This is a genomic window from Flocculibacter collagenilyticus (assembly GCF_016469335.1).
GTDB classification, from domain to species: domain Bacteria; phylum Pseudomonadota; class Gammaproteobacteria; order Enterobacterales; family Alteromonadaceae; genus Flocculibacter; species Flocculibacter collagenilyticus.
Genome location: NZ_CP059888.1, coordinates 393,251 through 419,179 on the forward strand (window position 1 = coordinate 393,251; position 25,929 = coordinate 419,179).

30 protein-coding genes are annotated in these 25,929 nt (G+C 40.4%); 23 read left to right on the plus strand and 7 right to left on the minus strand.

All coding sequences use genetic code 11. The features are described 5' to 3' along the window. Window positions 1-52 precede the first annotated feature (52 nt). The 3 genes from HUU81_RS01735 to HUU81_RS01745 form a co-directional block, all read right to left on the minus strand. The gene (locus tag HUU81_RS01735; RefSeq protein WP_199610565.1) at window positions 53-1,057 is read right to left on the minus strand and encodes an aspartate carbamoyltransferase; all 1,005 of its coding nucleotides are present in this window, start codon (window positions 1,055-1,057) and stop codon (window positions 53-55) included. Window positions 1,058-1,139: 82 nt separating this feature from the next. Next, a complete protein-coding gene (locus HUU81_RS01740; protein WP_199610566.1) occupies window positions 1,140-1,580 on the minus strand; it encodes a CopD family protein in 441 nt (146 codons plus the stop codon). Then, window positions 1,577-3,265: a chloride channel protein gene (locus tag HUU81_RS01745; protein WP_199611932.1), complete on the minus strand. Its 1,689-nt coding sequence runs from the start codon at window positions 3,263-3,265 to the stop codon at window positions 1,577-1,579. The genes HUU81_RS01740 and HUU81_RS01745 overlap by 4 nt, the downstream gene beginning before the upstream one ends. A 137-nt stretch (window positions 3,266-3,402) precedes the next feature. Between HUU81_RS01745 and HUU81_RS01750 the strand changes: the two genes are divergently transcribed. The 21 genes from HUU81_RS01750 (at window position 3,403) to rplQ (ending at window position 17,903) form a co-directional block, all read left to right on the plus strand. Further along, window positions 3,403-4,128, plus strand: a complete 726-nt coding sequence (locus HUU81_RS01750; protein ID WP_199610567.1) for a DUF6776 family protein — start codon at window positions 3,403-3,405, stop codon at window positions 4,126-4,128. 166 nt (window positions 4,129-4,294) lie between these two features. Continuing rightward, entirely contained in the window at window positions 4,295-4,636 is a 342-nt protein-coding gene (gene erpA / locus HUU81_RS01755; RefSeq protein ID WP_199610568.1) for an iron-sulfur cluster insertion protein ErpA, read from the plus strand. Between the two features lie 130 nt (window positions 4,637-4,766). After that, complete coding sequence (locus HUU81_RS01760; RefSeq protein WP_199610569.1) at window positions 4,767-5,918, plus strand: efflux RND transporter periplasmic adaptor subunit; 1,152 nt, start codon at window positions 4,767-4,769, stop codon at window positions 5,916-5,918. Window positions 5,919-5,931: 13 nt separating this feature from the next. Further along, window positions 5,932-9,093, plus strand: a complete 3,162-nt coding sequence (locus HUU81_RS01765) for an efflux RND transporter permease subunit (RefSeq protein WP_199610570.1) — start codon at window positions 5,932-5,934, stop codon at window positions 9,091-9,093. Between the two features lie 313 nt (window positions 9,094-9,406). Next, the gene (rplN, locus tag HUU81_RS01770) at window positions 9,407-9,775 is read left to right on the plus strand and encodes a 50S ribosomal protein L14 (protein ID WP_199610571.1); all 369 of its coding nucleotides are present in this window, start codon (window positions 9,407-9,409) and stop codon (window positions 9,773-9,775) included. A gap of 12 nt (window positions 9,776-9,787) precedes the next feature. Continuing rightward, the gene (gene rplX, locus HUU81_RS01775; RefSeq protein WP_199610572.1) at window positions 9,788-10,102 is read left to right on the plus strand and encodes a 50S ribosomal protein L24; all 315 of its coding nucleotides are present in this window, start codon (window positions 9,788-9,790) and stop codon (window positions 10,100-10,102) included. Between the two features lie 16 nt (window positions 10,103-10,118). Further along, entirely contained in the window at window positions 10,119-10,658 is a 540-nt protein-coding gene (gene rplE, locus HUU81_RS01780) for a 50S ribosomal protein L5 (RefSeq protein WP_199610573.1), read from the plus strand. A gap of 11 nt (window positions 10,659-10,669) precedes the next feature. Beyond that, window positions 10,670-10,975, plus strand: a complete 306-nt coding sequence (gene rpsN, locus HUU81_RS01785) for a 30S ribosomal protein S14 (RefSeq protein WP_199610574.1) — start codon at window positions 10,670-10,672, stop codon at window positions 10,973-10,975. Window positions 10,976-11,000: 25 nt separating this feature from the next. Further along, entirely contained in the window at window positions 11,001-11,393 is a 393-nt protein-coding gene (rpsH, locus tag HUU81_RS01790) for a 30S ribosomal protein S8 (RefSeq protein ID WP_199610575.1), read from the plus strand. A 15-nt stretch (window positions 11,394-11,408) separates the two neighbouring features. Next, window positions 11,409-11,942, plus strand: a complete 534-nt coding sequence (rplF, locus tag HUU81_RS01795; protein ID WP_199610576.1) for a 50S ribosomal protein L6 — start codon at window positions 11,409-11,411, stop codon at window positions 11,940-11,942. 9 nt (window positions 11,943-11,951) lie between these two features. Then, window positions 11,952-12,296, plus strand: a complete 345-nt coding sequence (gene rplR / locus HUU81_RS01800) for a 50S ribosomal protein L18 (RefSeq protein ID WP_199610577.1) — start codon at window positions 11,952-11,954, stop codon at window positions 12,294-12,296. A 9-nt stretch (window positions 12,297-12,305) separates the two neighbouring features. Beyond that, entirely contained in the window at window positions 12,306-12,806 is a 501-nt protein-coding gene (gene rpsE, locus HUU81_RS01805; protein WP_199610578.1) for a 30S ribosomal protein S5, read from the plus strand. 6 nt (window positions 12,807-12,812) lie between these two features. Continuing rightward, window positions 12,813-12,995: a 50S ribosomal protein L30 gene (gene rpmD, locus HUU81_RS01810; RefSeq protein ID WP_199610579.1), complete on the plus strand. Its 183-nt coding sequence runs from the start codon at window positions 12,813-12,815 to the stop codon at window positions 12,993-12,995. A 2-nt stretch (window positions 12,996-12,997) separates the two neighbouring features. Beyond that, window positions 12,998-13,432: a 50S ribosomal protein L15 gene (gene rplO, locus HUU81_RS01815; protein ID WP_199610580.1), complete on the plus strand. Its 435-nt coding sequence runs from the start codon at window positions 12,998-13,000 to the stop codon at window positions 13,430-13,432. 12 nt (window positions 13,433-13,444) lie between these two features. Continuing rightward, a complete protein-coding gene (gene secY / locus HUU81_RS01820) occupies window positions 13,445-14,773 on the plus strand; it encodes a preprotein translocase subunit SecY (RefSeq protein WP_199610581.1) in 1,329 nt (442 codons plus the stop codon). A 25-nt stretch (window positions 14,774-14,798) separates the two neighbouring features. Next, complete coding sequence (rpmJ, locus tag HUU81_RS01825; RefSeq protein ID WP_083938388.1) at window positions 14,799-14,912, plus strand: 50S ribosomal protein L36; 114 nt, start codon at window positions 14,799-14,801, stop codon at window positions 14,910-14,912. 134 nt (window positions 14,913-15,046) lie between these two features. After that, complete coding sequence (rpsM, locus tag HUU81_RS01830; RefSeq protein ID WP_199610582.1) at window positions 15,047-15,403, plus strand: 30S ribosomal protein S13; 357 nt, start codon at window positions 15,047-15,049, stop codon at window positions 15,401-15,403. Between the two features lie 14 nt (window positions 15,404-15,417). Further along, on the plus strand, window positions 15,418-15,807 hold the full coding sequence (gene rpsK, locus HUU81_RS01835) for a 30S ribosomal protein S11 (RefSeq protein ID WP_199610583.1): 390 nt from the start codon (window positions 15,418-15,420) through the stop codon (window positions 15,805-15,807). A gap of 18 nt (window positions 15,808-15,825) precedes the next feature. After that, window positions 15,826-16,446 carry a 30S ribosomal protein S4 gene (gene rpsD, locus HUU81_RS01840; RefSeq protein ID WP_199610584.1) on the plus strand — a complete coding sequence of 207 codons (621 nt, stop codon included), beginning with the start codon at window positions 15,826-15,828 and terminating at the stop codon, window positions 16,444-16,446. Window positions 16,447-16,471: 25 nt separating this feature from the next. Next, window positions 16,472-17,461 carry a DNA-directed RNA polymerase subunit alpha gene (locus HUU81_RS01845; RefSeq protein WP_199610585.1) on the plus strand — a complete coding sequence of 330 codons (990 nt, stop codon included), beginning with the start codon at window positions 16,472-16,474 and terminating at the stop codon, window positions 17,459-17,461. 40 nt (window positions 17,462-17,501) lie between these two features. After that, entirely contained in the window at window positions 17,502-17,903 is a 402-nt protein-coding gene (gene rplQ / locus HUU81_RS01850; protein ID WP_199610586.1) for a 50S ribosomal protein L17, read from the plus strand. Between the two features lie 590 nt (window positions 17,904-18,493). Here the strand turns inward: rplQ and rsd are convergent. Next, window positions 18,494-18,961 (minus strand): sigma D regulator, encoded by a 468-nt coding sequence (rsd, locus tag HUU81_RS01855; RefSeq protein ID WP_199610587.1) that lies wholly within the window; start codon window positions 18,959-18,961, stop codon window positions 18,494-18,496. Between the two features lie 478 nt (window positions 18,962-19,439). On the opposite strand from rsd, the gene hemE reads away from it, so the two are divergent. Further along, complete coding sequence (hemE, locus tag HUU81_RS01860; RefSeq protein ID WP_199610588.1) at window positions 19,440-20,507, plus strand: uroporphyrinogen decarboxylase; 1,068 nt, start codon at window positions 19,440-19,442, stop codon at window positions 20,505-20,507. A 364-nt stretch (window positions 20,508-20,871) separates the two neighbouring features. Here the strand turns inward: hemE and HUU81_RS01865 are convergent, their stop codons facing one another. The 3 genes from HUU81_RS01865 to HUU81_RS01875 all read right to left on the minus strand — a co-directional run bounded on the left by HUU81_RS01865 (window position 20,872) and on the right by HUU81_RS01875 (window position 25,145). Next, entirely contained in the window at window positions 20,872-22,254 is a 1,383-nt protein-coding gene (locus tag HUU81_RS01865) for an energy transducer TonB (RefSeq protein WP_199610589.1), read from the minus strand. Window positions 22,255-22,454: 200 nt separating this feature from the next. After that, the gene (sthA, locus tag HUU81_RS01870; protein ID WP_199610590.1) at window positions 22,455-23,888 is read right to left on the minus strand and encodes a Si-specific NAD(P)(+) transhydrogenase; all 1,434 of its coding nucleotides are present in this window, start codon (window positions 23,886-23,888) and stop codon (window positions 22,455-22,457) included. Window positions 23,889-24,008: 120 nt separating this feature from the next. After that, window positions 24,009-25,145, minus strand: a complete 1,137-nt coding sequence (locus HUU81_RS01875; protein WP_199610591.1) for a fatty acid desaturase — start codon at window positions 25,143-25,145, stop codon at window positions 24,009-24,011. Window positions 25,146-25,325: 180 nt separating this feature from the next. Here HUU81_RS01875 and fabR point away from each other — a divergent pair, with 180 nt between their 5' ends. Next, window positions 25,326-25,928 carry an HTH-type transcriptional repressor FabR gene (gene fabR / locus HUU81_RS01880; RefSeq protein WP_199610592.1) on the plus strand — a complete coding sequence of 201 codons (603 nt, stop codon included), beginning with the start codon at window positions 25,326-25,328 and terminating at the stop codon, window positions 25,926-25,928. The last annotated feature ends 1 nt before the right edge of the window (window position 25,929 follow it).

Consider the following 25,929-nt stretch of genomic DNA (forward strand, 5'->3'; position numbering starts at 1 on the left):
TATAAATAAATTTATCTAATGGCTGTTTAGTTGCATGAGCTACTTAAAGTGATTAGCGACTGCGATGCCAAGGTACTTCGCATTCGTACTGTGTCACTTTGTCGGCAACATCTAGTGTTAAGGCAAACAATGCCATGCGAATTAAAACACCATTATCTGCTTGTCTGAATATGGCCAGATTTGGATTTAGATTTAAGTCGTTATCCAGCTCATTAGCATCTGAGCGAGAGTCGCGAGGTAATGGGTGCATGATAACAGTATTAGATTTGCAATATTGGGTATAGATAGCTTGATTCAAGCGAAACTTACCGCGGTACTTATTTGCCTCATCCTGTGAGGGAAAACGTTCTTCTTGAATACGCGTTTGATAAACGATATCTGCTTCAAGGTGTCCGGCAAGTTGGTCGGTAATGGTAATGTGATGTCCTGCATTAGCAATGGTATCTACGACTTCTTGTGGCATTGCTAATTCGTTAGGTGAAATTAGGGTGAACCTTATGTTTTTATAAAGGCACAGCAGCTTAGACAAGCTGTGCACCGTTCTGCCATATTTTAAGTCACCAACCATTGCGATGTGCATTCCATTAATGTGTTGGCCATGTGCAGCTAATTCTTTTTCAATAGTGTATAAGTCTAATAACGCCTGAGTAGGATGTTCATTGGCGCCGTCGCCACCATTAATGACTGGCACACGGCTACCATTCGCAAATTCTTGTACTGAGCCAGATTGAGGATGTCGCATTGCAATCACATCTGAATAACTGCTAATGATTCTGGCAGTATCATAAAGCGATTCACCCTTTGCCAATGCCGAGCTTTGCATACCGGTTGTTTCTCTTACCTCGCCACCCAATAAATTAAATGCACAGCCGAAACTAACGCGAGTGCGGGTGCTGGGCTCAAAGAATAAATTGCCCAAAATTGCACCGTCTAGCACGTTAGTGCGTTTGGTGCGCAACGCATAGGGTTCCATTTGATTAGCAGTATGAAAAATGTGAGCAATACTGTCACGATTGAATTGTTTTACCGAAAGAATATGTTCGCCAGTAAAATGCATGGTAATTCGACCTTAAAAGTAAGTGGCTTAGGGCTGAAAAAGTGGCGGCTAATATATCAGAAAAACCACCACCTCGATATGATTAGCTGCCTATTGCAGGTTTAAGTACAGCAAGAAAAATAATACCGATTAAGAGAATAACTGGGATTTCGTTAAAAATGCGATAGAACCGCGGCGACCGTGTGTTTTGATCTCGCTTAAATTGTTTAACGATGGTGTAGCAATAGCCGAAATGCGCATACAATAATATCACCAGCACTAGCTTTGCATGTAACCAATAACTCATCTTAAACCATGCCATTCCGTATTCCATGATCATCAACACGCCAAATATTAGCGTGAACAATGCAAACGGAGAAACAAAGTAAATGAGACGCCGTTCCATTGCCTTAAAAAGCTCAGAAACATCTTCGCTGTTTGTTTCGGCGTGATAGACAAATAGCCGAGGCAAATAAAAAATACCTGCAAACCAAGCGATTAAAAAGAAGATATGCAACGCTTTATATATAAGTAGTGCACTCACAGTAGATCGCTCCTTTGAGTTAATATGCTGCGAACTTGATCCCAACGAATGATACCAATGAAGTTCTCGACATTATCATGATAAACGTAGACGGCTCCATCCCGTTTTTCATGTAGAAGCTCATAAGCTTCTGCAAGCGTCGATTGTGAATTAATCCCCTGTAAAGGCCAATATTTCACAGGAGTCGCATCGGTTGTGCCGAGTTGTACATCGTATTCAGCTAAACGATACTCCACACCCATTTCAAAAGTATCTCTAATAATTAATTGTTGATCGCTATCTAAGGTTTGCAAGTAGTGCCTTACCTCTAAATCATCAGCATTATCAATAACTTTGTTATTTGTTGCTAATTTAGCCAATACGCCATACTTTTGCAGTACCGAAATTGCAGGCGAAACCTGATAACTTAGTTTTTGGTAGTCAAGTTGTTGTAGGAAAATGCTGCGGTTATTAAAAAATTGAGAGGCGGTTATATAAGCCGACACAATTACCAGCATAGCGGGTGCGATAATGGCAGGGCTATATGTTAGCTCCATCACTGCAACTAAGGCCGCAAGCGGTGCGTGCAATACCGCAGCCATTAAACCTGCCATACCAATTACGGCATAAGTGCCCGCTACATTTACATCTGCAGAAAAATACGGTGTTAGCGCGGATAATAATGTGCCTAACACAATCCCTAAGCCAAAGATGGGACCGATTAACCCACCTGGAATACCCAAGCCAAGTGCAAATAATGTTGCAAGTAACTTACCAATGAAAATGGTGAGCAGCAGCTGAGTATTACCTGGTTCTGAGACAGCGAATTGAATAGCCCCCATACCTGAGCCTAATGCTTGTGGCACAAAGTAACCAACAAACGCAGTGATAAGTCCTGCTAATAATAAGCGGGGAAACATTGAAAGCGGACGGAAAGTTTTAATGATAATCATTAAATTCTTGTTAAACGCATAAGCAACCGCGCCAAATAAAATACCGCACAACACAAGGTAAGGGTAGTGAATACCAGGCAAAGGCACTACGTGAAGTAAATTAAACTCGTAGGTGTCTCCAAATACAAAACGAGTCACCAGAGCGCCTATAAAGGCCGAAAGCATTACGGGTATAAAAATATGAATTTTATATTCACGCAAGACCACTTCCATCACAAAAATTACGGCTGCTAAAGGAGTATTAAAGGACGCGGCAATAGCTGCCGCAATGCCACAGCCCACTAACGTACGGATACTGTTATAAGGTAACTTTAATCGATTACCCAGTAAGCTACTACCAGCCGCGCCCAAATGCACTGAAGGACCTTCGCGTCCAACAGAAAAACCACAGACTAAGGCGATAACCCCACCAACAAATTGGTTTACTGTATTCCACAATGGCATTAGCCCGTAGCGCGTTTTAATACGATGCATGACAAAGGGAATACCTAAACGATAATGTTTATATCCGGTGAAGTCTGCAAAAATTGCGATCATCACGGCACCAATAACTGGCAGGGCAAAGCGTTCGATATTGTCTAATTGAGAAAAATCGTCAAAATTATTAGTAATGAAAAATTGTAGCTTTTCTATTGATAAACGAAATAGGATAATAAGCAAAGCTGCAATGGTGCCGCCTACCAGACCTAATAGACTTAGTTGTATTGATGTTGTTGGCGTGGCGAGAGTGCGCCTGAGTTGCTCAAGCGAGATCATAAGTCCATCTTTTATGTATTAATTTTTGCGAATTGTAACATAACAACAAAGGGCTCGACATCTAACTTTCACGGTCTTTTTACTGACAAAGGTTCGTTTAGGGTAGCTTATTAATCCCTAAGTGATAAACAGAAATGAAAATAAAAACGTGGTTTAACCAATTAATTACTCAGCACGGACGATTTAAAACGGGATTAGCCGTTGTGTGCTTTACATCAGCCTGCTTTTTTTCGGGGATGTGGTTTGGCAATCAAAATGCAACATTGCAACAAAATAAAATAGATGCACAGTCGCAGCGGTTAGATAAGCTATATCAAGACATTGAAGAGCAACTTAAGCAAGTTAACTTTTTAGCAGTAGAACTCGAGGTTGAAAAATTAGCGAGTGAACAAAGCCATAAAGACTTAGCAGCACTGCAAAAGAAGATATTCGACTTACGTAAAGAGCTAACGTTTTATCAAAAAGTGATGGCACCTGAATTAATATCAGAGCACTTGGTGATTGAGTCATTGCATGTTATGCCACTTGAACAAGCCAATCGCTTTACATTTAAATTAGTATTAATGCAGGCAAACAAGAAGAAACGTTATGCCAAAGGGCATATTAAACTAGCCATAAAAGGTAAATTAAATAACAAAGTCATTATTTACGATTTAGCGGAGTTAGCTAAACTGAGTGATAAGGATAAAAAGTTTAATTTTCAATACTTCCAGATCTTTGAAGGCGATTTTTCACTGCCTAAACAGTTTAAACCTGAAGAATTGCAAGTGGCTGTAGTTTTACCTAAAGGAAAATGGCAAAACTACCATCGAATAGATGAAAACGTGTCGTGGCAGAACGTATTGACTGAAGCGCCTTAAGATGTATTGAACACTCGATGATTTAGTCACCTTTGCTATAGATAACAATACTTGAATAATATGCTAGGGTATTGGATAATCCGCGCGTAAAATCTACAGTAGATTACAGTTGGCAGAATGTTAGCGTGTTAATCTGTGTAGGGTTGAATAGATGAAAGGGGAAACTATGTCAGCACCTGAAATGCCAATTAAGTTTAGTGATGCAGCGGCAAACAAAGTAAAAACGTTAATCACTGAAGAAGAAAATCCTGAGTTAAAGCTCAGAGTATATGTAACAGGTGGCGGCTGTTCAGGTTTTCAATATGGCTTTACCTTTGACGAAGCCGTCAATCCTGTTGACACTATTGTAGAAAAAAATGGTGTGACTATGGTGATAGATCCTATGAGCCTACAATATTTAGTTGGCGGTGAAGTAGACTATACTGAAGGGTTGGAAGGTTCACGTTTTTACGTCAACAACCCAAATGCCACAACCACCTGCGGTTGTGGTGCAAGCTTCAGCGTTTAAGAGTAAGACGCGTTAAATTATGCTTAAAGAAAGGTGCTGTAAATAGCACCTTTTTTGTTTGCATTACTTCAATTCTAAGAAGCAAATCTAAACCGTTCTTAGATAAATTACGTTTTGGGAGAGTAAAACAATGGAAAGCCAACAGTCTGCAAGTCAACCATCTTTACGCAAGCACCTTTCCGAAAAACCCTATTATATTGCCATTGCGTTGAGTGTGTTATTGCTGCTTTGGATTTTTAGTGGCACGTTAGGCGCACAACAAGCCCCAGCGGCAAAGCAAAAAAAAGCCCCGAAATTGGCAAAAGTACAAGTCGCTGAATACATTGCAAAGCCGATACAAAATACGCTTACTGTTTACGGTAAAACACAGCCTGATCGGATAGCGACACTGAATGCGGAAGTACGTGCGCAAGTGGTTAACCGTTTGGTGCAAGAGGGACAGACGGTAAAAAAAGGCCAACCAATACTGCAACTGGCCCTTAATGACTTAGAGCAACAGTTAGCGTCAGCAGAAGCATTACTTGAACAACGTAAGATAGAGTATAAAGGTGCGAAACGCTTAAATACGGAAGGATATCAACAAGAGTCATTATTAGCGCAAGCTAAAGCTAACTTAGTGAGTGCTGAAGCACATATTTCCCAATTAAAGCTAGATATCAGTAAAACCACGATAATTGCCCCTTTTTCAGGTGTCATCAATGAGTTTCATGTAGAGCAAGGGGATTATGCGTCAATGGGTGATCCTTTAGCTGTTATTGTTGACTTAACGCCACTCATTGTGGAAGCAGACGTAACTGAAAATCACATCCAGTCTATTCAATTACAGCAAGATGCAAGTGTTCGAATCGCTAGCAAGCAACAAGAAAAAGCCTATGCAGGCTCTATCAGATATATCTCTCAACTTGCAAATAAAGACACCAATACTTTTAAATTAGAGGTTGCGCTCAGTGATATTGAGGCGACTAAACACTTAAAAGCAGGAGTAAGTAGCGAGCTCATTTTGCCTCTAGAAACCACGAATGCAATTAAGGTAACTCCTGCGCTACTTTCATTAGATGAAAAAGGCAATATTGGAATTAAAACGGTTAACCATGAAGATATTGTGGAGTTTCATCCTGTTGATATTGTAAAAACAGAAGCAGATGGCGTGTGGCTAGCTAATCTGGGTGATGTTGTTACGGTTATCACTCGTGGTCAAGGGTTTGTTCGCGACGGGGATAAGGTCATTGCTGTTACCGAAGCTGATGAAGAAAACGCAGACCTAACGTCAAATAAAGAATAAGGACAGATAGCCAATGTTATCATTTATTGATGGAGCATTAAGTCGCACCCGCACCGTGTTGATGATCTTTATTCTTTTGCTGATTTCCGGTTGGGTAACTTATAACAACATCCCGAAGGAAGCGAACCCAGATATCACCATCCCATTTATCTATGTGTCTATCATTCATGACGGTATTTCACCTGAAGATGCCGAGCGTATGTTGGTGCGCCCAATGGAAAATGAGTTACGTTCTATTGATGGCATTAAGGAAATGAAGTCAACGGCTGGAGAAGGTCATGCTTCTATCACGATGGAATTTTTAGCCGGATTAGACCCCAAAGATGCATTAGCAGATGTTCGTGACAAAGTAACGCTCGCTAAAGCCAAATTACCCAGTGACACTGAAGAACCGACAGTACATGAAGTGACTATGGCTGATGAAAACCCCGCATTAACGGTCATATTATCAGGCGAAGTCAGTGAACGTGGCTTAGTAGAGATTGCGCGTGATTTAAAAGACCGCCTAGAAGGAATGAAAGAGATCTTAGAAGTGGAAATCGGCGGTGATCGAGAAGACATTGTAGAAATCATAGTCGATCCACTACTTGTTGAAAGCTATGGCTTAGATCAAAATGAGATTTTTAATCTATTATCGCGGAATAATCGACTGGTTGCTGCTGGTACGTTAGATACCGGGAAAGGGCGGTTTGCGGTAAAAGTCCCATCAGTCTTTGAATCGGTTAAGGATGTAATGGAGCAACCGATTAAAGTGGTTGATCAGCGCGTTATTACTTTCCAAGATGTAGCAACAATTCGCAGATCTTATAAAGATCCAGACAGTTTCGCGCGATTAGATGCAGCCAAAGCGGTGTCACTAGAAGTTAAAAAACGACCTGGTGAAAACATCATTGAAACGGTTAACCAAGTAAAAGCAATAGTTACAGACCTTCAACAAGTTTGGCCGCAACATATTAAAGTCGCTTATACGGGCGACCAATCTAAAGATGTGAAAGACATGCTGCGTGATTTACAGAACAATGTAGCATCAGCAGTCATATTGGTAGTGATTGTTATTATTGCCATTTTAGGTGTACGGTCAGCAGCACTGGTAGGTATTGCGATACCAGGCTCGTTTTTAACTGGGATATTAGTGCTATCGGTATTCGGACTAACCGTTAATATTGTTGTGCTGTTTGCATTAATTATGGCTGTTGGCATGTTAGTAGATGGCGCGATTGTGGTCACTGAGTTTGCCGACAGAATGATGAGTGAAGGACTGAGAAAAAAAGAAGCATATACCGCGGCGGCACGACGTATGGCTTGGCCAATTATTGCATCAACGGCTACAACGCTTGCTGCCTTTGCGCCATTAATTTTTTGGCCGGGCATTATGGGAGAGTTTATGAAATATCTTCCAATCACTTTAATCGCCACATTAACGGCCTCACTGCTAATGGCACTGATTTTTGTGCCAACTTTGGGGACTTTGTTTGGTAAAGTGCGCCCAGTAGCACCAGAAGTAAAACAGCAGATGTTACAAGCTGAACATGGTGATATTACTAATCTAAAAGGTTTTACTGGTAAATATGTAAACGCTTTAAGTCGCGCCATTTTACACCCTTGGAAAGTTCTTTTCGCTTCTATTGCAATCGCGATATTGGTTTTCATAAGTTATGGTTTTTCAAATCTCGGGATCGAGTTTTTCCCTGATGTTGAGCCTTACGGAGCCAATATGACTGTGCGCTCACACGGTGATTTATCGATTCATGAAAAAGACGCCATCACGCAAGAGATAGAGTCTCGCATTGTGGATATGCCAGAAATTAAGACCTTATACAGTCGTACTGGTGGTCGTGAAAGGGTAGGTTATATGCGCCTAAACTTTGTTGACTGGCAGCAACGAAGAAAAGCGAAAGAGATAATTAGTGAAGTGTACAGCCGGACAGAGTCGTTAGCTGGTGTGGAAATTGAAGTAAGAAAAGATGAAAACGGACCCGGTGGTGGCGGTAAAGACTTAGTAATTGAGCTTAGTTCCCGTTTTCCAGAATTAGTTGAAGACGCAGTAACAGTGATTCGAACTGAGCTAGAAGCTAACCCCGCATTTATTAATGTGGATGACTCTGGATCCAAGCCTGGAATAGAGTGGCAATTAAAAGTAGACCGAGATAATGCGGCCCGATTTGGTACCGACGCTTCCACAGTTGGCAGCACCGTTCAAATGGTGACAACAGGACTCAGGATTGGAGATTACCGACCTGATGATGTGGACGATGAGCTGGATATTAGAGTTCGCTTTCCAGAAGATAAGCGTGATATTGAACAGCTGGATCATTTAAGAGTAAAAACCCAGTATGGCATGATGCCCGTATCTAATTTTGTCACGCGCACCGCAACACAAAAAGTAGACAGTATTAAACGAGTGGATAGCAAGCGGGTATTAACAGTCAATGCTGATATGGCCGATGGCGAGCTATTGAGCCAACATTTACCGCTACTTGAACAGCAATTTCCTGAACTAAATATTGATCCTAGGGTGTCGGTTACCGTTAAAGGACAGAATGAAGAAGAAGCTGAGTCACAAGCATTTTTGCAAAGTGCATTTTTAGTCGCATTGTTTGTAATGGCAATTATTTTAGTGACGCAATTTAATAGTTTCTATCAAGCCTTTTTAATTTTGAGTGCTGTCGTATTTTCTACCGTTGGCGTGTTTTTAGGCTTATTAGTCGTACAAAAGCCTTTTGGTATTGTTATGTCTGGCATAGGGGTTATTTCGTTGGCTGGTATCGTGGTAAACAATAATATTGTACTGATTGACACTTATAACGTGTTGCGCAGGGAAGGCATAGCGGCCTATGAAGCGATATTACGCACAGGAGCACAACGTTTAAGGCCAGTATTGATGACAACCGTAACAACAATACTAGGGCTTATGCCAATGGTGTTGGAGATGAACATTGATATTCTTAATCGCAATGTAGAGTTTGGCGGGCCTTCAACCCAGTGGTGGTCTCAGTTAGCAACGGCTGTCGCTGGGGGGCTAGCATTTGCTACATTGTTGACATTGGTATTAACACCATGTCTATTGGCGCTACGTGACGTTAAAAAGAGTAAGGCGAAACACGAGCAGCAACATGCGACTTCATCATTAAGTGAAAGTAATCCCCATCATGAGGGAAGTTTGTTAGCTGATTAGGAAATGTACAAAAAATTTGCAATCGTGGTGTTGATGATTTATTATCCAGCACCTTGATTGCGGCGTGTTATCAGCAAAATCAAAGATATGCACTTTCTATAGTGTGTATTCAACTACAAAGTTACTATATCCCGCAGAATCGTTTTCTTAAAAAACAACAAGCTAGAATTAAATTGTATTTTTTTCTACCACTTCAAAAAAAACGCTGTTATACTTACGCGCCCTCATATCTGGGGGTAAGTTAAGTAAGTTAAGCAGCAAACGGTTTAATTTTTAATTAAGCCAAGTAGTTTTAAATTAGCGGAGCGCTAAAATGATCCAAATGCAATCAAATCTCGGTGTTGCTGACAACAGCGGCGCGCGTAGAGTTCAGTGTATTAAGGTCTTAGGTGGCTCGCACCGTCGTTACGCAGAAGTTGGTGATATCATCAAAGTTACCGTTAAGGAAGCAATTCCTCGCGGTAAAGTGAAAAAAGGTGATGTTATGAACGCTGTAGTGGTGCGCACTAAGAAAGGCGTTCGTCGTCCTGACGGTTCTTTGATCCGTTTCGACAACAACGCGGCTGTATTGTTAAATGCTAACAACCAGCCAATCGGTACTCGTATCTTTGGCCCAGTAACTCGTGAACTTCGTACAGAACAGTTCATGAAAATTGTGTCATTGGCACCTGAAGTACTATAAGGAGTCATTACAATGGCATCTAAAATCCGTCGCGAAGACGAAGTAATTGTTTTAACAGGTAAAGATAAAGGTAAGCGCGGCAAAGTGCTTTCAGTTATCACTGGTAAAGACAAGTTAATCGTGGAAGGTATCAACCTCGTTAAGAAACACCAAAAGCCTGTGCCTCAGTTGCAACAAGCTGGTGGAATTATCGAAAAAGAAGCACCTATTCACGTATCAAATGTTGCGATCTTCAACCCTGCAACGGGTAAAGCTGATCGTGTTGGTTTTAAATTTGAAGATGGTAAAAAAGTACGTGTCTTCAAATCTAATAGTCAAGCTATTTAATTAGTTGGAGTAAACGATGGCGAAACTGCATGATTTTTACAAAGACAAAGTAGTTGCAGAACTTCAAAAAGAGTTCTCATATACTTCTGTCATGCAAGTCCCTCGGATAGAAAAAATCACAATCAATATGGGTCTAGGCGAAGCTGTTGCCGACAAGAAAGTGCTTGAGCACGCTTGTAATGACTTAGCTGCAATCACTGGTCAAAAAGCATTAGTTTGTAATGCTCGTAAATCAGTTGCTGGCTTCAAGATTCGTGAAGGCTATCCAATTGGTGCAAAAGTAACTCTACGTGGCGAGCGTATGTGGGATTTCTTTGAACGTTTAGTTTCAATCGCAATTCCTCGTATCCGTGACTTCCGTGGCCTTAACCCGAAATCTTTCGATGGCCGTGGTAACTATAGCATGGGTGTTCGTGAGCAAATTATCTTCCCTGAAATCGACTACGATAAAGTTGATAAAGTACGCGGTATGGATATTACTATCACTACTTCCGCTGGTACTAACGAGGAAGGTAAGGCTCTGCTAGCTGCTTTTAACTTCCCATTCAGAAAATAAGGTGTAGGGTTATGGCAAAGAATTCAATGAAAGCTCGTGAAGCGAAGCGTACTAAGCTAGTTGCAAAGTATGCTGAGAAACGTGCCGCACTAAAAGCTCTTATCAGCAACCCTGCTACTTCTGACGAAGAGCGTTGGGATGCAGTACTTAAGCTACAAACATTACCGCGTGATTCTAGCGCTGTACGTCAACGTAATCGTTGTAACGTAACAGGTCGTCCTCACGGTTATTTACGTAAATTTGGCATGAGCCGAATTAAAGTACGTGAAACGGCGATGCGCGGTGAAATTCCTGGCCTTAAAAAGGCTAGTTGGTAATTTAGAATCACGGGAGTACTGAAATATGAGTATGCAAGATCCTATCGCGGATATGTTTACCCGCATCCGTAACGGTCAAGCATCTAGCAAAGTTGCAGTAAAAATGCCCTCTTCAAAGCTTAAAGTAGCATTAGCTGACTTGCTTAAAAAAGAAGGTTACATTACTGACTACGCTGTTGCTGGTGAAGTTAAAGCTGAGCTTAATATCGAATTAAAATACTTCGAAGGTAAGCCAGTAATCGAATCAATCAATCGTGTTAGCCGTCCTGGTCTACGTATCTATAAAGGTCGTAATGATCTTCCTAAGGTAATGGATGGACTTGGTATCGCGATTATCTCTACATCTAAAGGCTTGATGACAGACCGTGCCGCTCGTAAAGACGGCGTTGGCGGTGAAGTTATCGGTTTCGTAGCTTAATCGGAGGTAGGAAACATGTCACGCGTTGCTAAGGCACCCATAAATGTTCCTGCTGGCGTAGAAGTTACGTTAGCTGGTCAAGACATTAAAGTTAAAGGTAAAAACGGCGAATTAACTCGTACAGTTAATGATGCTGTTGAAGTTGTTATCAATGACAACGTTATTACTACTAATCCTCGTGAAGGCGTAGCTGGTTCTAACGCTCAAGCTGGTACAGCTCGCGCAATAATCAACAACATGGTAATTGGTGTAAATGAAGGTTTTGAAAAGAAACTTCAACTAGTTGGTGTTGGTTATCGTGCACAAGCTAAAGGTAAGGTTCTTAATCTAAACCTTGGTTTCTCGCATCCTGTTGAGTTTGCAGTACCAGAAGGTTTAACGATTGAAACTCCTAGCCAGACTGAAGTCGTAATCAAAGGCGCAGACAAGCAAGTAGTTGGTCAAGCTGCTGCTAACATTCGTAAGTGGCGTGAACCAGAACCTTATAAAGGTAAAGGTATCCGTTATTCTGACGAAAATGTACGTCGTAAAGAAGCGAAGAAAAAGTAAGGTAAGACGATGGATAAGAAACTTTCTCGCCTACGTCGAGCTAAACGAGTACGTAGAAAATTTATTGAAGCCGGTGTGAATCGTTTAGTTATTCACCGCACACCGCGTCACATCTATGCGCAAATTATTGCACCTCAAGGTGTAGTAGTAACAGCAGCATCAACATTAGATAAAGATGTTACAGCATCTTACTCTGGTAACGTTGAAGCAGCTCAAGCGGTAGGTAAAGCGATCGCAGAACGTGCTATTGCAAAAGACATCAAAGATGTTTCTTTTGACCGTAGTGGTTTTAAATATCACGGCCGTGTTAAAGCGTTAGCAGATGCTGCACGTGAAGCCGGTTTACAGTTCTAGGAGTTGATCATGGCTAACGTTGAAGCAAAACAACCTGAATTAGTTGAAAAACTAATTGCAGTTAACCGTGTATCGAAAGTGGTTAAAGGTGGTCGTATCTTTAGCTTCACTGCACTAACTGTTGTTGGTGATGGTAACGGTCGTGTTGGTTTTGGTTATGGTAAAGCGCGCGAAGTTCCAGCTGCTATTCAAAAAGCAATGGAAAAAGCACGTCGTAACATGGTAAATGTAGACTTAAAAGGTAACACTTTACAGCACCCGATCAAAGGTCGTCACGCTGGTTCACAAGTTTACATGCAGCCAGCTTCTGAAGGTACAGGTATCATTGCCGGTGGTGCAATGCGTGCAGTACTAGAAGTAGCAGGTGTACAAAACGTACTATCTAAATGTTACGGTTCTACTAACCCAATTAACGTTGTTCGCGCAACAGTTGCTGCACTTGAGAATATGAATTCTCCTGAAGTGATTGCTGCTAAGCGTGGATTAAGCGTTGAAGAAATTTTGGGGTAATCTACCATGGCAAAGAAGACTGTTAAAGTAACACAAATTCGTAGCTCTATCGGTCGTTTACCGAAGCATAAAGCTACACTTCGTGGCTTGGGTTTACGTCGTATTAACCACACTGTTGAGTTAGAAGATACTCCTTGTGTGCGCGGTATGATCAACCAAGTTTATTACATGGTTAAGGTTGAGGGGTAATTATGCGTTTAAATACTCTATCTCCTGCTCCAGGTGCTAAAACTGATAAAAAGCGCGTAGGTCGTGGTATCGGTTCTGGTTTAGGTAAAACTGGTGGTCGCGGTCATAAAGGTCAGAAGTCTCGTTCTGGCGGTGGCGTTAAACCAGGTTTTGAAGGTGGTCAAATGCCACTTCAACGTCGTCTACCTAAGTTTGGTTTTACTTCACGTAAGTCTTTCGTGACTGACGAAGTAACACTAAGCGAAATTGCAAAAGTAGACGGTGATATCGTTGAATTGAGCACATTACAAGCTGCTGGTCTTGTTAGAAAGAGCATCCAGTTTGTGAAAGTTGTTAAGTCAGGCGAAATTGCACGCGCAGTTACTGTTAAAGGTATTAAAGTTACCAAAGGTGCTCGTGAAGCGATTGAAGCTGCTGGCGGCAAAATCGAAGAATAAGGATAGTACCCTATGGCTAAACCAGGATTGGATCTACAGAGTGCACAGCAAGGTTTATCTGAGCTAAAGCGCCGTATATTGTTTGTTCTCGGTGCGATTATCGTATTCCGATTAGGTTCATTTGTGCCAATTCCTGGTATAGACGCGGCTGTGCTAGCTGAGCTATTTAACCAGCAAAAAGGAACCATTGTTGAAATGTTTAACATGTTCAGCGGTGGTGCCTTGGAGCGGGCTTCTGTAATGGCATTGGGTATTATGCCCTATATTTCTGCATCAATTATTATGCAGTTGCTTACTGTTGTTCATCCAACTTTAGCTGAGCTAAAGAAAGAGGGTGAGCAAGGTAGACGTAAAATTAGCCAATACACACGTTATGGCACACTAGTACTTGCTACTTTCCAATCGATTGGGATTGCAACTAACCTTCCTAACTTAATGGATGGTTTGGTTGTAAATCCTGGTTTCGGTTTCTATTTCACAGCAGTAGTGAGTTTGGTTACTGGTACCATGTTTTTAATGTGGTTAGGTGAGCAAATTACAGAACGTGGAATAGGTAATGGAATATCTATTTTGATATTCACTGGTATTGTAGCAGGACTGCCTTCGGCGATTGGCCAAACGGCAGAAATGGCGCGTCAAGGTGAATTGCACGAATTACTATTGTTATTAATTGCAGTGATTGTATTTGCTGTAACTTTCTTTGTTGTTTTTGTTGAGCGTGGACAACGTCGTATAGTTGTTAACTACGCGAAAAGGCAACAAGGCCAAAGAGTATTTGCTGCTCAAAGCACGCACTTACCTTTAAAAGTTAATATGGCAGGTGTAATTCCTCCAATTTTTGCTAGTAGTATTATTCTATTCCCTGGTACCATTGCGAGCTGGTTTGGTCAGGGCGAAGGGGTTGTAGCTGAAGCACTACAAAGCCTTGCATTAACGTTGTCTCCAGGACAGCCGTTATATGTGATGTTGTATGCTGCCGCAATCATATTTTTCTGCTTTTTCTATACAGCGTTGGTTTTTAACCCACGTGAAACTGCAGATAACCTGAAAAAATCAGGTGCCTTCATACCAGGAATTCGCCCAGGGGAGCAGACATCCAAATACATTGATAAAGTGATGACTCGTTTGACATTGGCAGGCGCGTTATACATCACCTTTATCTGTTTGGTGCCTGAATTCATGATGATCGCATGGAATGTTAATTTCTATTTCGGCGGTACATCGCTACTAATTATTGTAGTGGTTATTATGGACTTCATGGCGCAAGTACAAACTCATTTGATGTCAAATCAGTATGAGTCTGTGCTGAAAAAAGCAAACCTTAAAGGCTATGGCCGATAAGAGTTATTTGTTCCGGAGTTGAGTAATGAAAGTTCGCGCTTCCGTGAAAAAAATGTGCCGTAACTGTAAGGTAATCAAACGCCACGGTGTTGTTCGAGTTATCTGCAGTGAGCCTAAGCACAAGCAAAGGCAAGGCTAATTGAGAAGTATGGTGAGCTGGTTAAATAGACAATATTTAGCCAGCTTGTTTGTTGCATCGTATCAACTACTAGGTATCCAGTACGGGCTTTCTAGTTAGTAGTACGAAGCGTTTATAACAATAGGAGACTGTTAATGGCCCGTATCGCAGGCATTAACATTTCTGATCGTAAGCATGCAGTTATCGCTTTAACTGCTATCTACGGCATCGGTAAGACACGCTCAAAAGCAATTTTGGCGTCTACTGGTATTGCTGAAGATACTAAGATCAGTGAATTAAATGAAGAAAAGCTTGATTTACTTCGTGAAGAGGTAGGTAAATACACTGTAGAAGGTGACCTACGTCGTGAAGTTACGTTGAACATCAAACGTCTTATGGACCTTGGTTGCTTCCGTGGCCTACGCCACCGTCGTAGTTTGCCATTACGTGGTCAGCGCACTAAAACTAATGCGCGCACTCGTAAAGGCCCTCGTAAACCTATTAAGAGATAGTGAGGAGTTAAGAAATGGCAAAAGCACCAACTCGTTCTCGTAAGAAGATCAAGAAGCAAATCGCAGATGGTATGGCTCATATCCATGCATCTTTCAACAACACAATCGTAACGATTACTGACCGTCAAGGTAATGCTCTATGTTGGGCTACTGCAGGTGGTTCAGGTTTCCGCGGTTCACGTAAGTCTACTCCTTTTGCTGCACAGGTTGCTGCAGAACGTGTAGGTACAATGGCGCAGGAATACGGTGTTAAGAACTTAGAAGTATTTGTAAATGGTCCAGGACCAGGTCGTGAGTCTGCAATCCGTGCATTAAATGCAGGTGGTTACAGAATCACTAACATTACTGACGTTACACCGATCCCACACAACGGTTGTCGTCCACCTAAGAAACGTCGCGTTTAAGGTTAGTGGAGAAAGAACATGGCAAGATATTTGGGTCCAAAACTCAAGCTTAGCCGCCGCGAAGGAACAGACTTGTTCCTTAAAAGTGGCGTAAGAGCAATTGACTCTAAGTGTAAGATTGATACTGCACCTGGTCAACACGGCGCTCGTAAACCTCGTTTATCAGACTACGGTTTACAACTTCGTGAAAAACAAAAAGTACGTCGTATTTACGGTGTATTAGAAAAGCAATTCCGTAATTATTATAAAGAAGCTGCTCGCCTTAAAGGCAACACAGGTGAAAACTTGTTGCAACTTCTTGAAAAACGTTTAGATAACGTTGTTTATCGTATGGGATTTGCAAGCACACGTGCTGAAGCACGTCAGTTAGTTAGCCATAAAGCAATTATGGTAAACGGTGGCGTAGTTAACATTCCTTCTTTCAAAGTTTCTGCGGATGATGTTGTAACTATCCGTGAAAAATCGAAGAAGCAAGCACGTATCGTAGCTGCGTTGGAATTAGCGGAACAGCGCGAAAAGCCAACATGGGTTGAAGTAGACAACAAGAAGATGGAAGGCGTTTTCAAACGTATTCCTGAGCGTTCAGACTTGTCTGCTGAAATTAACGAACAGCTAATCGTCGAGCTTTACTCGAAGTAAAGCTAAGAGTTAAGAGAGGATAATAATGCAGGGTTCTGTAACCGAATTCCTAAAGCCAAGGCTAGTTGACATCGAACAAGTTTCGTCTAATCGTGCAAAAGTAACACTTGAGCCGTTAGAACGAGGTTTTGGTCACACTTTGGGCAACGCTTTACGTCGTATACTTTTGTCATCTATGCCAGGTTGTGCAGTGACGGAAGTTGAAATAGATGGTGTACTTCATGAGTACAGCGCTAAAGAAGGCGTTCAAGAAGATATCATTGAAATCTTGCTGAACTTAAAAGGTTTAGCTGTTCGCCTAGAGGGGAAAGATGAAGTAAATCTTACCCTAGCGAAGCAAGGAACGGGGCCTGTTTTGGCTAGTGATATTCAACACGATGGTGATGTTGAAATCAAAAACCCTGAGCACGTTATTTGCCATTTAACAGGCGATAACAGCGAAATTAGCATGCGAATTAAAGTAGAGCGTGGCCGTGGCTATGTTCCTGCATCTTCGCGTGTATCCTCTGAAGATGACGAACGTCCAATTGGCCGTCTACTTGTAGACGCTTCATTTAGTCCAGTTGAGCGTATTGCTTATAACGTTGAATCTGCTCGTGTTGAACAGCGTACTGACTTAGATAAGCTAATCATTGACATGGAAACTAACGGTACAATTGAACCTGAAGAAGGTATTCGTCGTGCCGCTACTATTCTGGCTGAACAATTAGATGCATTCGTAGAATTGCGTGATAAGAGTGAACCAGAGCAGAAAGAAGAGAAGCCGGAGTTTGATCCGATTCTTCTTCGTCCTGTGGATGATCTTGAGCTTACAGTTCGTTCAGCAAACTGTTTGAAAGCTGAGCAAATTCAATATATTGGTGACTTGGTACAGCGTACTGAAGTAGAGCTTCTTAAAACTCCTAACTTAGGTAAGAAGTCTCTAACAGAGATAAAAGATGTATTAGCATCTCGTGGTTTATCTCTTGGCATGCGTCTAGAAAACTGGCCGCCAGCTAGTATCGCTGATAATTAATCAAGTTACTTAATTAAGATTTAGTAAGAAGGATAGGGTCATGCGCCATCGTAAGAGTGGTCGTCAATTGAATCGCAACAGCAGCCATCGCCAAGCGATGTTTCGCAACATGGCTGGTTCTTTGGTGAAACATGAAATCATCAAAACAACTTTGCCGAAAGCGAAAGAGTTGCGTCGTGTGATCGAACCTCTTATCACATTAGCAAAAGCTGATAGTGTAGCAAACCGTCGTTTAGCGTTTGCTCGCACACGTGATAAAGAAGTTGTAGGTAAGCTATTTAACGAGTTAGGCCCTCGTTACGAAGCTCGTCCAGGCGGTTATACTCGCATTTTAAAATGTGGTTTCCGTACTGGCGACAATGCACCAATGGCTTACATTGAGCTAGTAGATCGCCCTGCTACTGAAGAAGTAGTTGAAGCAGAAGCTCAAAGCGAAGAATAAATTCTTAGCACTTAAAAGAAAGCTGGCTTATGCCAGCTTTTTTTTTGCGTATCAAATGGGTACCGTTCCGGAATGAACGATTGTTTCAAATAAATCATGTGCATTTTGAGTACTTTGTTCTTGTTATGTTTCTCTAGTCACTCTAACCACTTTTGATATAATACTCTTAACCTACACCTTTATTTTACTGACCTATTAGTTGTCTATACCAAACTATGGAGCTATTTATAGAAAATCTATAAGCTTGTTTTACATAGCTTAGTGCGTTAATCATTTCCTACTAAACAGCACTTTAAGCTTGTTAAGCTAATACAAGTTTGATTGGTAATGCTATTGCCAATGACGAGGAGGGAGGCAGGTTAACACAAGCTTAACCATGAATATTACAAAGTGATATATGTTCTCACGATTGTATTTAACTATGTTTAAAAGGTTTATTGTTTAAAAGGTTCTTTAAACAGATCATTGTAAATATAGTGTGCAGGCTAATGGAAATGTGAACGCTTCTGAAGAGGGGAAAATATCGCCTCAATGTAGCATCTAGAGGCGAGTAACGGCATAGGTTTTACTAGGTACTTCCGCTAGCAGAGTTAACTATGTTTTGTATATAAATTATGAATTAGCTCATCTTCAAGCTCTAAACGCTCTTCAAGTGCTTGACCAAGCTTTGATAGGTCGGTATCAAACTCTTCGAAAAGTTGCTCTATGTTAGTTTCTGCGTACTTGTCGTTGAACTCTAGCGCGATATCTGTGGTTTGATTAATGCGAGGATATAATGACTGTGCCAAAGCTATGCTGTTATTGCCATTTTCTTTGCACGCATTACTGATTTGATCATACACTTCAAAATGACCTGCACTAACATAGTCCATCATTAACTGACAAAATTGCATAATGTCTTGCTTTTCAGGAAGGGCATTGTCATTTCTTTCATAAGGCTTCATACCAGCTAACTTGCAGTAATGCACAAGAAGATCTTGGCGCTCTGCGAGCCAATCGTCAATAGCTGTATTGACACCTCCCCACTTTTGTTGTGCTTTTTCTAGTTGGGTTAACATTGTTTCCTCCAATTACTGCGCAGCATTATATTTCTAATCAAATTGTTATTTATATATAAAAGAGAAATATGAGTAAAAGGTCAACAAGTTTTTCTTATAATGCTAAATTCTTTTTGTTGGGTGTAATAAATACTTATAAAAAAATACAATATAAATCTTCTTTACAAGTATCGGGTTGTAGGCTTATCTGAAGGATATGAAGTGTTGAAAATAGCAATAAAAAAGCCACTCAATGAGTGGCCTAAATATTTGTGCTATTGGGCTCGTTATTCCAAGCTCTTTATATTATTTTTTACTAGCGCGGCATATTTATATCAAATCTAATTTATTGAAGCAAAGAAAATACTACCAAACAGCGAAAATACTTAGAGTATATACTCAGTTGTTTCTAGAATATTCATGTCTGAATTAAGCGATAGCGTAGTTGTAAATAAAACTAAATGATAGAATGCGCCCATGAAATTGTTGAGGAATAGAAATGGTTGAGTTAAAGAACGATAGATATTTAAGAGCGTTAGAGAAAAAGCCTGTAGACATGACTCCAGTTTGGATGATGAGGCAGGCTGGACGCTATTTACCTGAGTATCGTGCAACACGTGAAAAGGCTGGAGACTTCATGTCTCTTTGCAAGAATGCAGAGCTAGCCTGTGAGGTTACGCTACAGCCGTTGGAGCGCTATCCGTTAGACGCGGCAATCTTATTCAGTGATATTTTAACCATTCCCGACGCTATGGGACAAGGCTTATACTTCTCACAAGGCGAAGGGCCAAAGTTTCAGAAAGTGATTACCAGTCGCAACGATGTAGAACAGTTACCTATTCCTGATCCGGAACAGGAATTAGGTTATGTAATGAATGCGGTTAGAACTATTCGTACTGCATTAAATGGTAAGGTGCCACTTATTGGTTTTTCTGGCAGTCCGTGGACTCTTGCGACTTATATGATAGAAGGTGGCTCTACTAAGACATTTTCTAATACCAAGAAGTTGATGTATTCAGACCCGCAAACGCTTCATATGTTGCTTGATAAGTTAGCAGATTCAGTCATATTATATTTAAACGCGCAAATCGCGGCAGGCGCTCAGTCTGTGATGATTTTTGATACCTGGGGTGGGGTGTTATCACCAAATAATTATAAAGCGTTCTCATTGGCTTACATGAACAAAATTGTCTCTAAGCTCACTCGTGAAAATGAAGGCAGAAAAGTGCCTGTTACTTTATTCACTAAAAATGGTGGTATGTGGATAGAAGAGATTGCGGATACAGGTTGTGATGCTGTTGGCTTGGATTGGACTATTGATATTGCTAATGCTAAACAACGTGTGGGTGATCGTGTTGCATTGCAGGGTAACATGGATCCTGGTGTGCTATTAGGCTCTCCTGAAACCATTCGCAATGAAGTTAAGCGCATTCTTAACTCGTTTGGTACTGGTGCTGGTCATGTGTTCAACTTAGGCCATGGTATTACACCAGATGTTGACCCAGAAAATGCAGGTGTGTTTATTAACGCTGTTCATGAATTTAGTAAGCCAATACATAGTAAATAACCAGAGATTTGGATAGGTAAAGCTGCCTTGATAAGCACTAAAACTAAGATTTGAAGTTTATGTATATAATATTATTGATATAATTATTGTTGGCAGCATCCACATTATCCAAAATTCAGGTTGAATAAGTTAATCAACCAATAATTATATAAAGGCGCAAATTATTGCGCCTTTATTTTTTGTATTGAATGATTATTAGAAAGCGTTATTGCTTTTATGAAATAGACTTTGAAATTGATTGCCGCCATAGATTAGGCGATTGGAAGAGAGTTAACAAAACTGCATGAAAATGATTGGGTTAGTTTGTCTGACTTGTGTAAATATCTCAGCGCCTAAAAATATAGACGCTGAGATAAAAAATATATTATAAGCCTGACGCTACCATCGAAGGCTTATAATCTTCAAGTAAATCTAGATAATTATCAACTGACCACTTACGACGAGATGCTTCTTGAATGGCTTCATTTAGCAAAGACTCTCCTTTTTCGTATCTTCCTAGCTCAGAGTATGCAATCCCCAAAGTAGATAATAGCATAGGGTTATTTGGATCAAGTGTTCTCGCTTGCTCGGCATATTTAATTGCATCAGCAGGGTTACGGATCTCTGGATCATCACTAACCGCTAAAATTGAAGCATATTGTGCAATTGCTGGAATATAACCCTTCAGGGTTGCTAATTTAAGTAAATCAACTGCTTTACGTGGGTCATATACAACGTTTTCGTAATTTAAAAATTCCATCGCTAAGCGATATGCGGCTTTAACATGTTGATTTTTAGCTGCATGAGTCAGCCAGTTAATAGCCTTGGTTTGATCTTTTTCACACCATGAGCCATCAAGCGTACACTGCGCAAGCTTAAACTGTGCTTCACTATACCCGTTAATGGCGGCGGCTAGGTAATAATCTAATGCGGGTTTGTCATCAGTAACAATACCGTGTTCAACTAGTAAACCATATTTATATTGATAATAGCTATCGCCTAAGTCGCGATATTGCTTCATTTGACTTACATAGTTTTCTTGTAGAGAGCTAAATTTACGCTGCTGCTTACGTTTAGTAGCAGTAGTTTCATATTTAATTGTTAGCCCTTCAATGCGGCGTGGTTCGCCGTAGATGTCAGTAGGAGGGTTAAAACGCCATTGCTCCATAGCCTCAACAATATATGGCGACAGTTGTTTTTTAGGCAAGGAAGCTAACACTTTAATATTGTCAACTCGACCATTTTCGTTAATGTCGTATTGCATGATAGTCCATGCGCTTACTTTTCCATCTTGTACAAAAGATGGATAGTCAGGTTCAACATGTACGGTTTTTACATAATTAGCATGATTGAATGAAACAGGGCGGACAACAGGATACAAATCCTTTTTCAGAATGTTTTCACCAAATTTCTTATCCAAATTGCGCCACGTTTCTTTGGCTTCACGGCGTGAAGGTAGTGACTTTCTTAATGAGGCGTATTTCTTTTTGGCATCTGGGTGCTTGTTGTCACGTGCAATTAAATACCATGAATAAGCTAAAGTTACATCTTGTTCGGTGCCGTATCCATGCTCATAAGATTCTGCAAGCATAAATTGTGCTTCAAGATGCCCCATCTCAGCGAGAGATTTTATTTCTGTAAAGGCTTTATCATAAGCTTTATTAGTGTACAGCTTTTTAGCATCTTCAAAGTCAGCATTGGCGCTGAAAGGTGTGATAGCCAATCCACTTACTAAGCTTAAAGAAAGACAAATATTTTTTAAGCCCATACTTACCTCATGTGAATACATTTTTTATCAATTTGGACTGGCTATATTACCGTCAAAAAAAAAAATAACAAATATATTTTTTAACATTTTGTTCATTCCCTTGATTGTTATTCAATCATCGACTAATGAAGCCCTTTTAATAAGGGCTTAAGCGTAGAAAGTCATTAACTTGATGATTTATCAATAATGATTATTAATAATTAAAATAGGCGGTTCAATCCGTTAAGCGCAGCTACTCTAAATGCTTCGGCCATTGTGGGGTAATTGAATGTGGTATTAACAAAGTATTCGATATTATTGCCGCCATTTTCCTGTTGCATGATAGCTTGACCAATATGGACAATTTCTGAAGCTCGTTCACCAAAGCAATGTATCCCTAATATTTCTTTTGTTTCTCTGTGGAATAAAATCTTTAAGCTACCAACTAGGGTGCCAGTTATTTGTGCTCTGGCTAAATGCTTAAATTGTGCTCGACCTACTTCATATGGAATTTTAGCGGCGGTGAGCTCTTGTTCATTTTTACCTACCGAACTCATTTCTGGAATAGTGTAGATGCCAGCAGGTATGTCTTGTATTAAGCATAAGCTACTATCACCTTTAATAATGCCTAATGCTGCTATTCTACCTTGATCAAATGCTGCACTAGCCAGACTCGGATAGCCAATTACATCACCTACAGCATAAATATTATCGATATCGGTTCGGTAACGTTCATTGACTTTTAGCTGGCCTCTTTGGTCTGCAATTAAACCTACATCTTTTAAATTTAATCGATCAGTGTTACCTGTTCTACCGTTAGCATATAAAAAGCAATCTGTTTTCATTTTTTTGCCAGATTTTAGATAAACAACGACACCATCGTCATTGGCTTCTACTCGCTCAAACTCTTCATTATGACGAATGACTACACCGTTATTCCAAAAGTGGTAGCTTAATGCATCAGCTATTTCGGCATCCATAAATGAAAGCAGGCGCTCTCGGGTGTTGATAAGGTCTACTCTGATCCCCAAGCCTCTAAAGATAGAGGCGTATTCACAACCTATGACACCAGCACCGTAAATAATGATGTGTTTTGGATTATTTTTAAGCGATAAGATTGTATCGCTGTCGAAAATACGGTTATGGGTAAAGTCTATGTTCTCTGGTCTGTATGGGCGTGAACCTGAGGCAATGATAATGTTTTTAGCCGTTAACTCTTCTTGTGAGCCATCATTGTATTGTATAGCGAGCGTATGTTGATCAACAAAAGATGCTTCACCATGATATACAGTCACGTTATTTCTATCGTAAAAACTGCCTCGTAAGCGTGTTTGTTTGCTAATCACAGACTCAGCGTGTTTGAGTATTTCAGGAAAAGTTAATTTTTTAAAATTTTCTTCATCACTAAACAGTGGGTTTTGATTATATTCAGTAAGGCGGCTCACGGAATGTCGCAAAGCCTTGGAAGGAATTGTGCCCCAGTGCGTGCAACCACCACCTACTGCAACGTGCCTTTCAACTACTGCAACGCGTTGATGATGCTTTGCTAAATTCATAGCGGCACCTTCGCCACCTGGTCCAGTTCCTATTATGATGGTGTCATACTGATAATCTGAAGGTTGTTGGTTTTCTTCAGTGGAAGTGTTGGAATTCATTATTGCCCCTAAAAAATAGGATAAATCTTTTTAAATCAGATAATAGCGCAAAAAGAAAGGAAACAGAAAGGTTGGCAAGTGTAAGTAGGGCAGCTATTTGCTAGCCACCCTACGTTTTGATTAATTGACGACAGGTAGATTGACGAGCTTTGCATTCAGCGCCATCCAGTTTTTCTTTTGCTGGATTAGTGTTTGCTTTAATTCATTATACTGTTGCACTAACTCTGATTTTTCATACTGTTTCCACATTTTTTGACGTTTCAAAGTGAGAATTTGCTTTTGCGTCTCGTAATATTGATTCAGTTTTATTACCAACTCGTCGTACTCGCTTTGTAACTTCTCTAACATCACTTGGGCATTCGGAGTCTTTGCGAGGTGCGCCATTGAACGTTTTAACACCATTTGTGCTTTTGCTTGTTCAATTCTCACTTCTGGGGTGACTTTTAGATTATGGGTAAGTCCTAACCATTGAGCGCTTTTAATAAACCACTTAGTAGGATCAAATTGCCACCACTTAATACCGTTTCGGTAATCATATTCAAAGATATGATGAAAATTATGATAACCCTCACCATAAGTTAAAAAAGCCAGCATGCCATTGTCTCTTGCAGAGTTTTCATCCGTATAAGGCTGAGTGCCCCAAATGTGGGCTAATGAATTTATAAAAAATGTAAAGTGATGACTTAATACTAATCGTAACACGCCAGCACTAAGTAACATGCCAAGCACATTTCCATTAAGCAAACCGAGAGCTAATGGAATACCAAAGTTAGTCACCAGTACTAAAGTGAGGTAATGTTTATGTTGCCACATCACAATTTTATTTTTTTGTAAGTCACGAGCGTTTGCATAATTTTCATATGGATTGGTTTTATAATCTCGCAACATCCAACCAATGTGACTAAACCAGAATCCTTTACTTGCAGAGTAAGGGTCTCTGTGATCACTATCTACATGTTTATGATGAATCCGGTGGTCAGAACTCCAATGCAGCGCGCTATTTTGTATTGCAAAGGCACCACCAATAGCATAGATGAATTGCAAAATTGGATGCGCATCATATGTTTTGTGTGACCACAAACGATGATAGCCTGCGGTGATAGACATACCGCAAAATCCTAAACACAGGATCGTTGCAACAATTTCGAAGGTATCGAATCCAACGGTTATCGCATAATAAGGAATTACTGTGAGCGTGATTAAACCAGTAATGGCAAAAACAAGAATATTGGTCCAAATGAGTGGTGGTTTTTTCATGACTTTTTATTTCGGCTTACAAGTGTAAGCTGATTTTCTATGATCATTTGTAAAATAGCAAGGCGAAAAGTAGAAATGGTTGATAAATTTCTGCTAAGTAATAAAAATATTGGCATATCGTGTTTTAACTGGATAATACTGATTAGCAATAAGTAGGTGAGGTTTGTTTAAGGAGTTTATGTGGGCATTAGAGCGCAACAAAAAGAAAAAACGCGCAGGGCATTAATAGATGCAGCACTAAATCAATTAAGCTCTGAAAGAAGCTTTTCTAGCCTGAGCTTGCGTGAAGTATCAAGAGAAGCGGGAATTGCGCCAACTTCATTTTATCGACACTTTAAAGATATGGATGAATTAGGGCTGACACTAGTTGATGAAGGTGGATTGACTCTAAGGCAGTTGATGAGACAAGCGCGCAAGCGTATTGCTGATGGTGGCAGTATTATTCGTATTTCAGTAAATACGTTCATGGAGTTTGTTGAAAATAATTCTAATGTTTTTCGTTTATTACTTCGAGAGCGATCAGGCACTTCTGCAGCATTTCGTTCTGCGGTAGCTAGAGAAATACATCACTTTGTTGCTGAATTGACAGACTATTTAATGGCAGATAATGCATTGGCTTATGAAGATGCTTATGTGCAAGCAGAGGCTATGGTTACCATTGTTTTTAATGCAGGAGCAGAGGCGTTAGATTTAAATCAAGAAAAAAGAGTCGCATTATCAGAACGAGTCATGCAGCAATTACGTCTTATTGCAAAAGGTGCAGCCAATCACAATAAGACCTAAT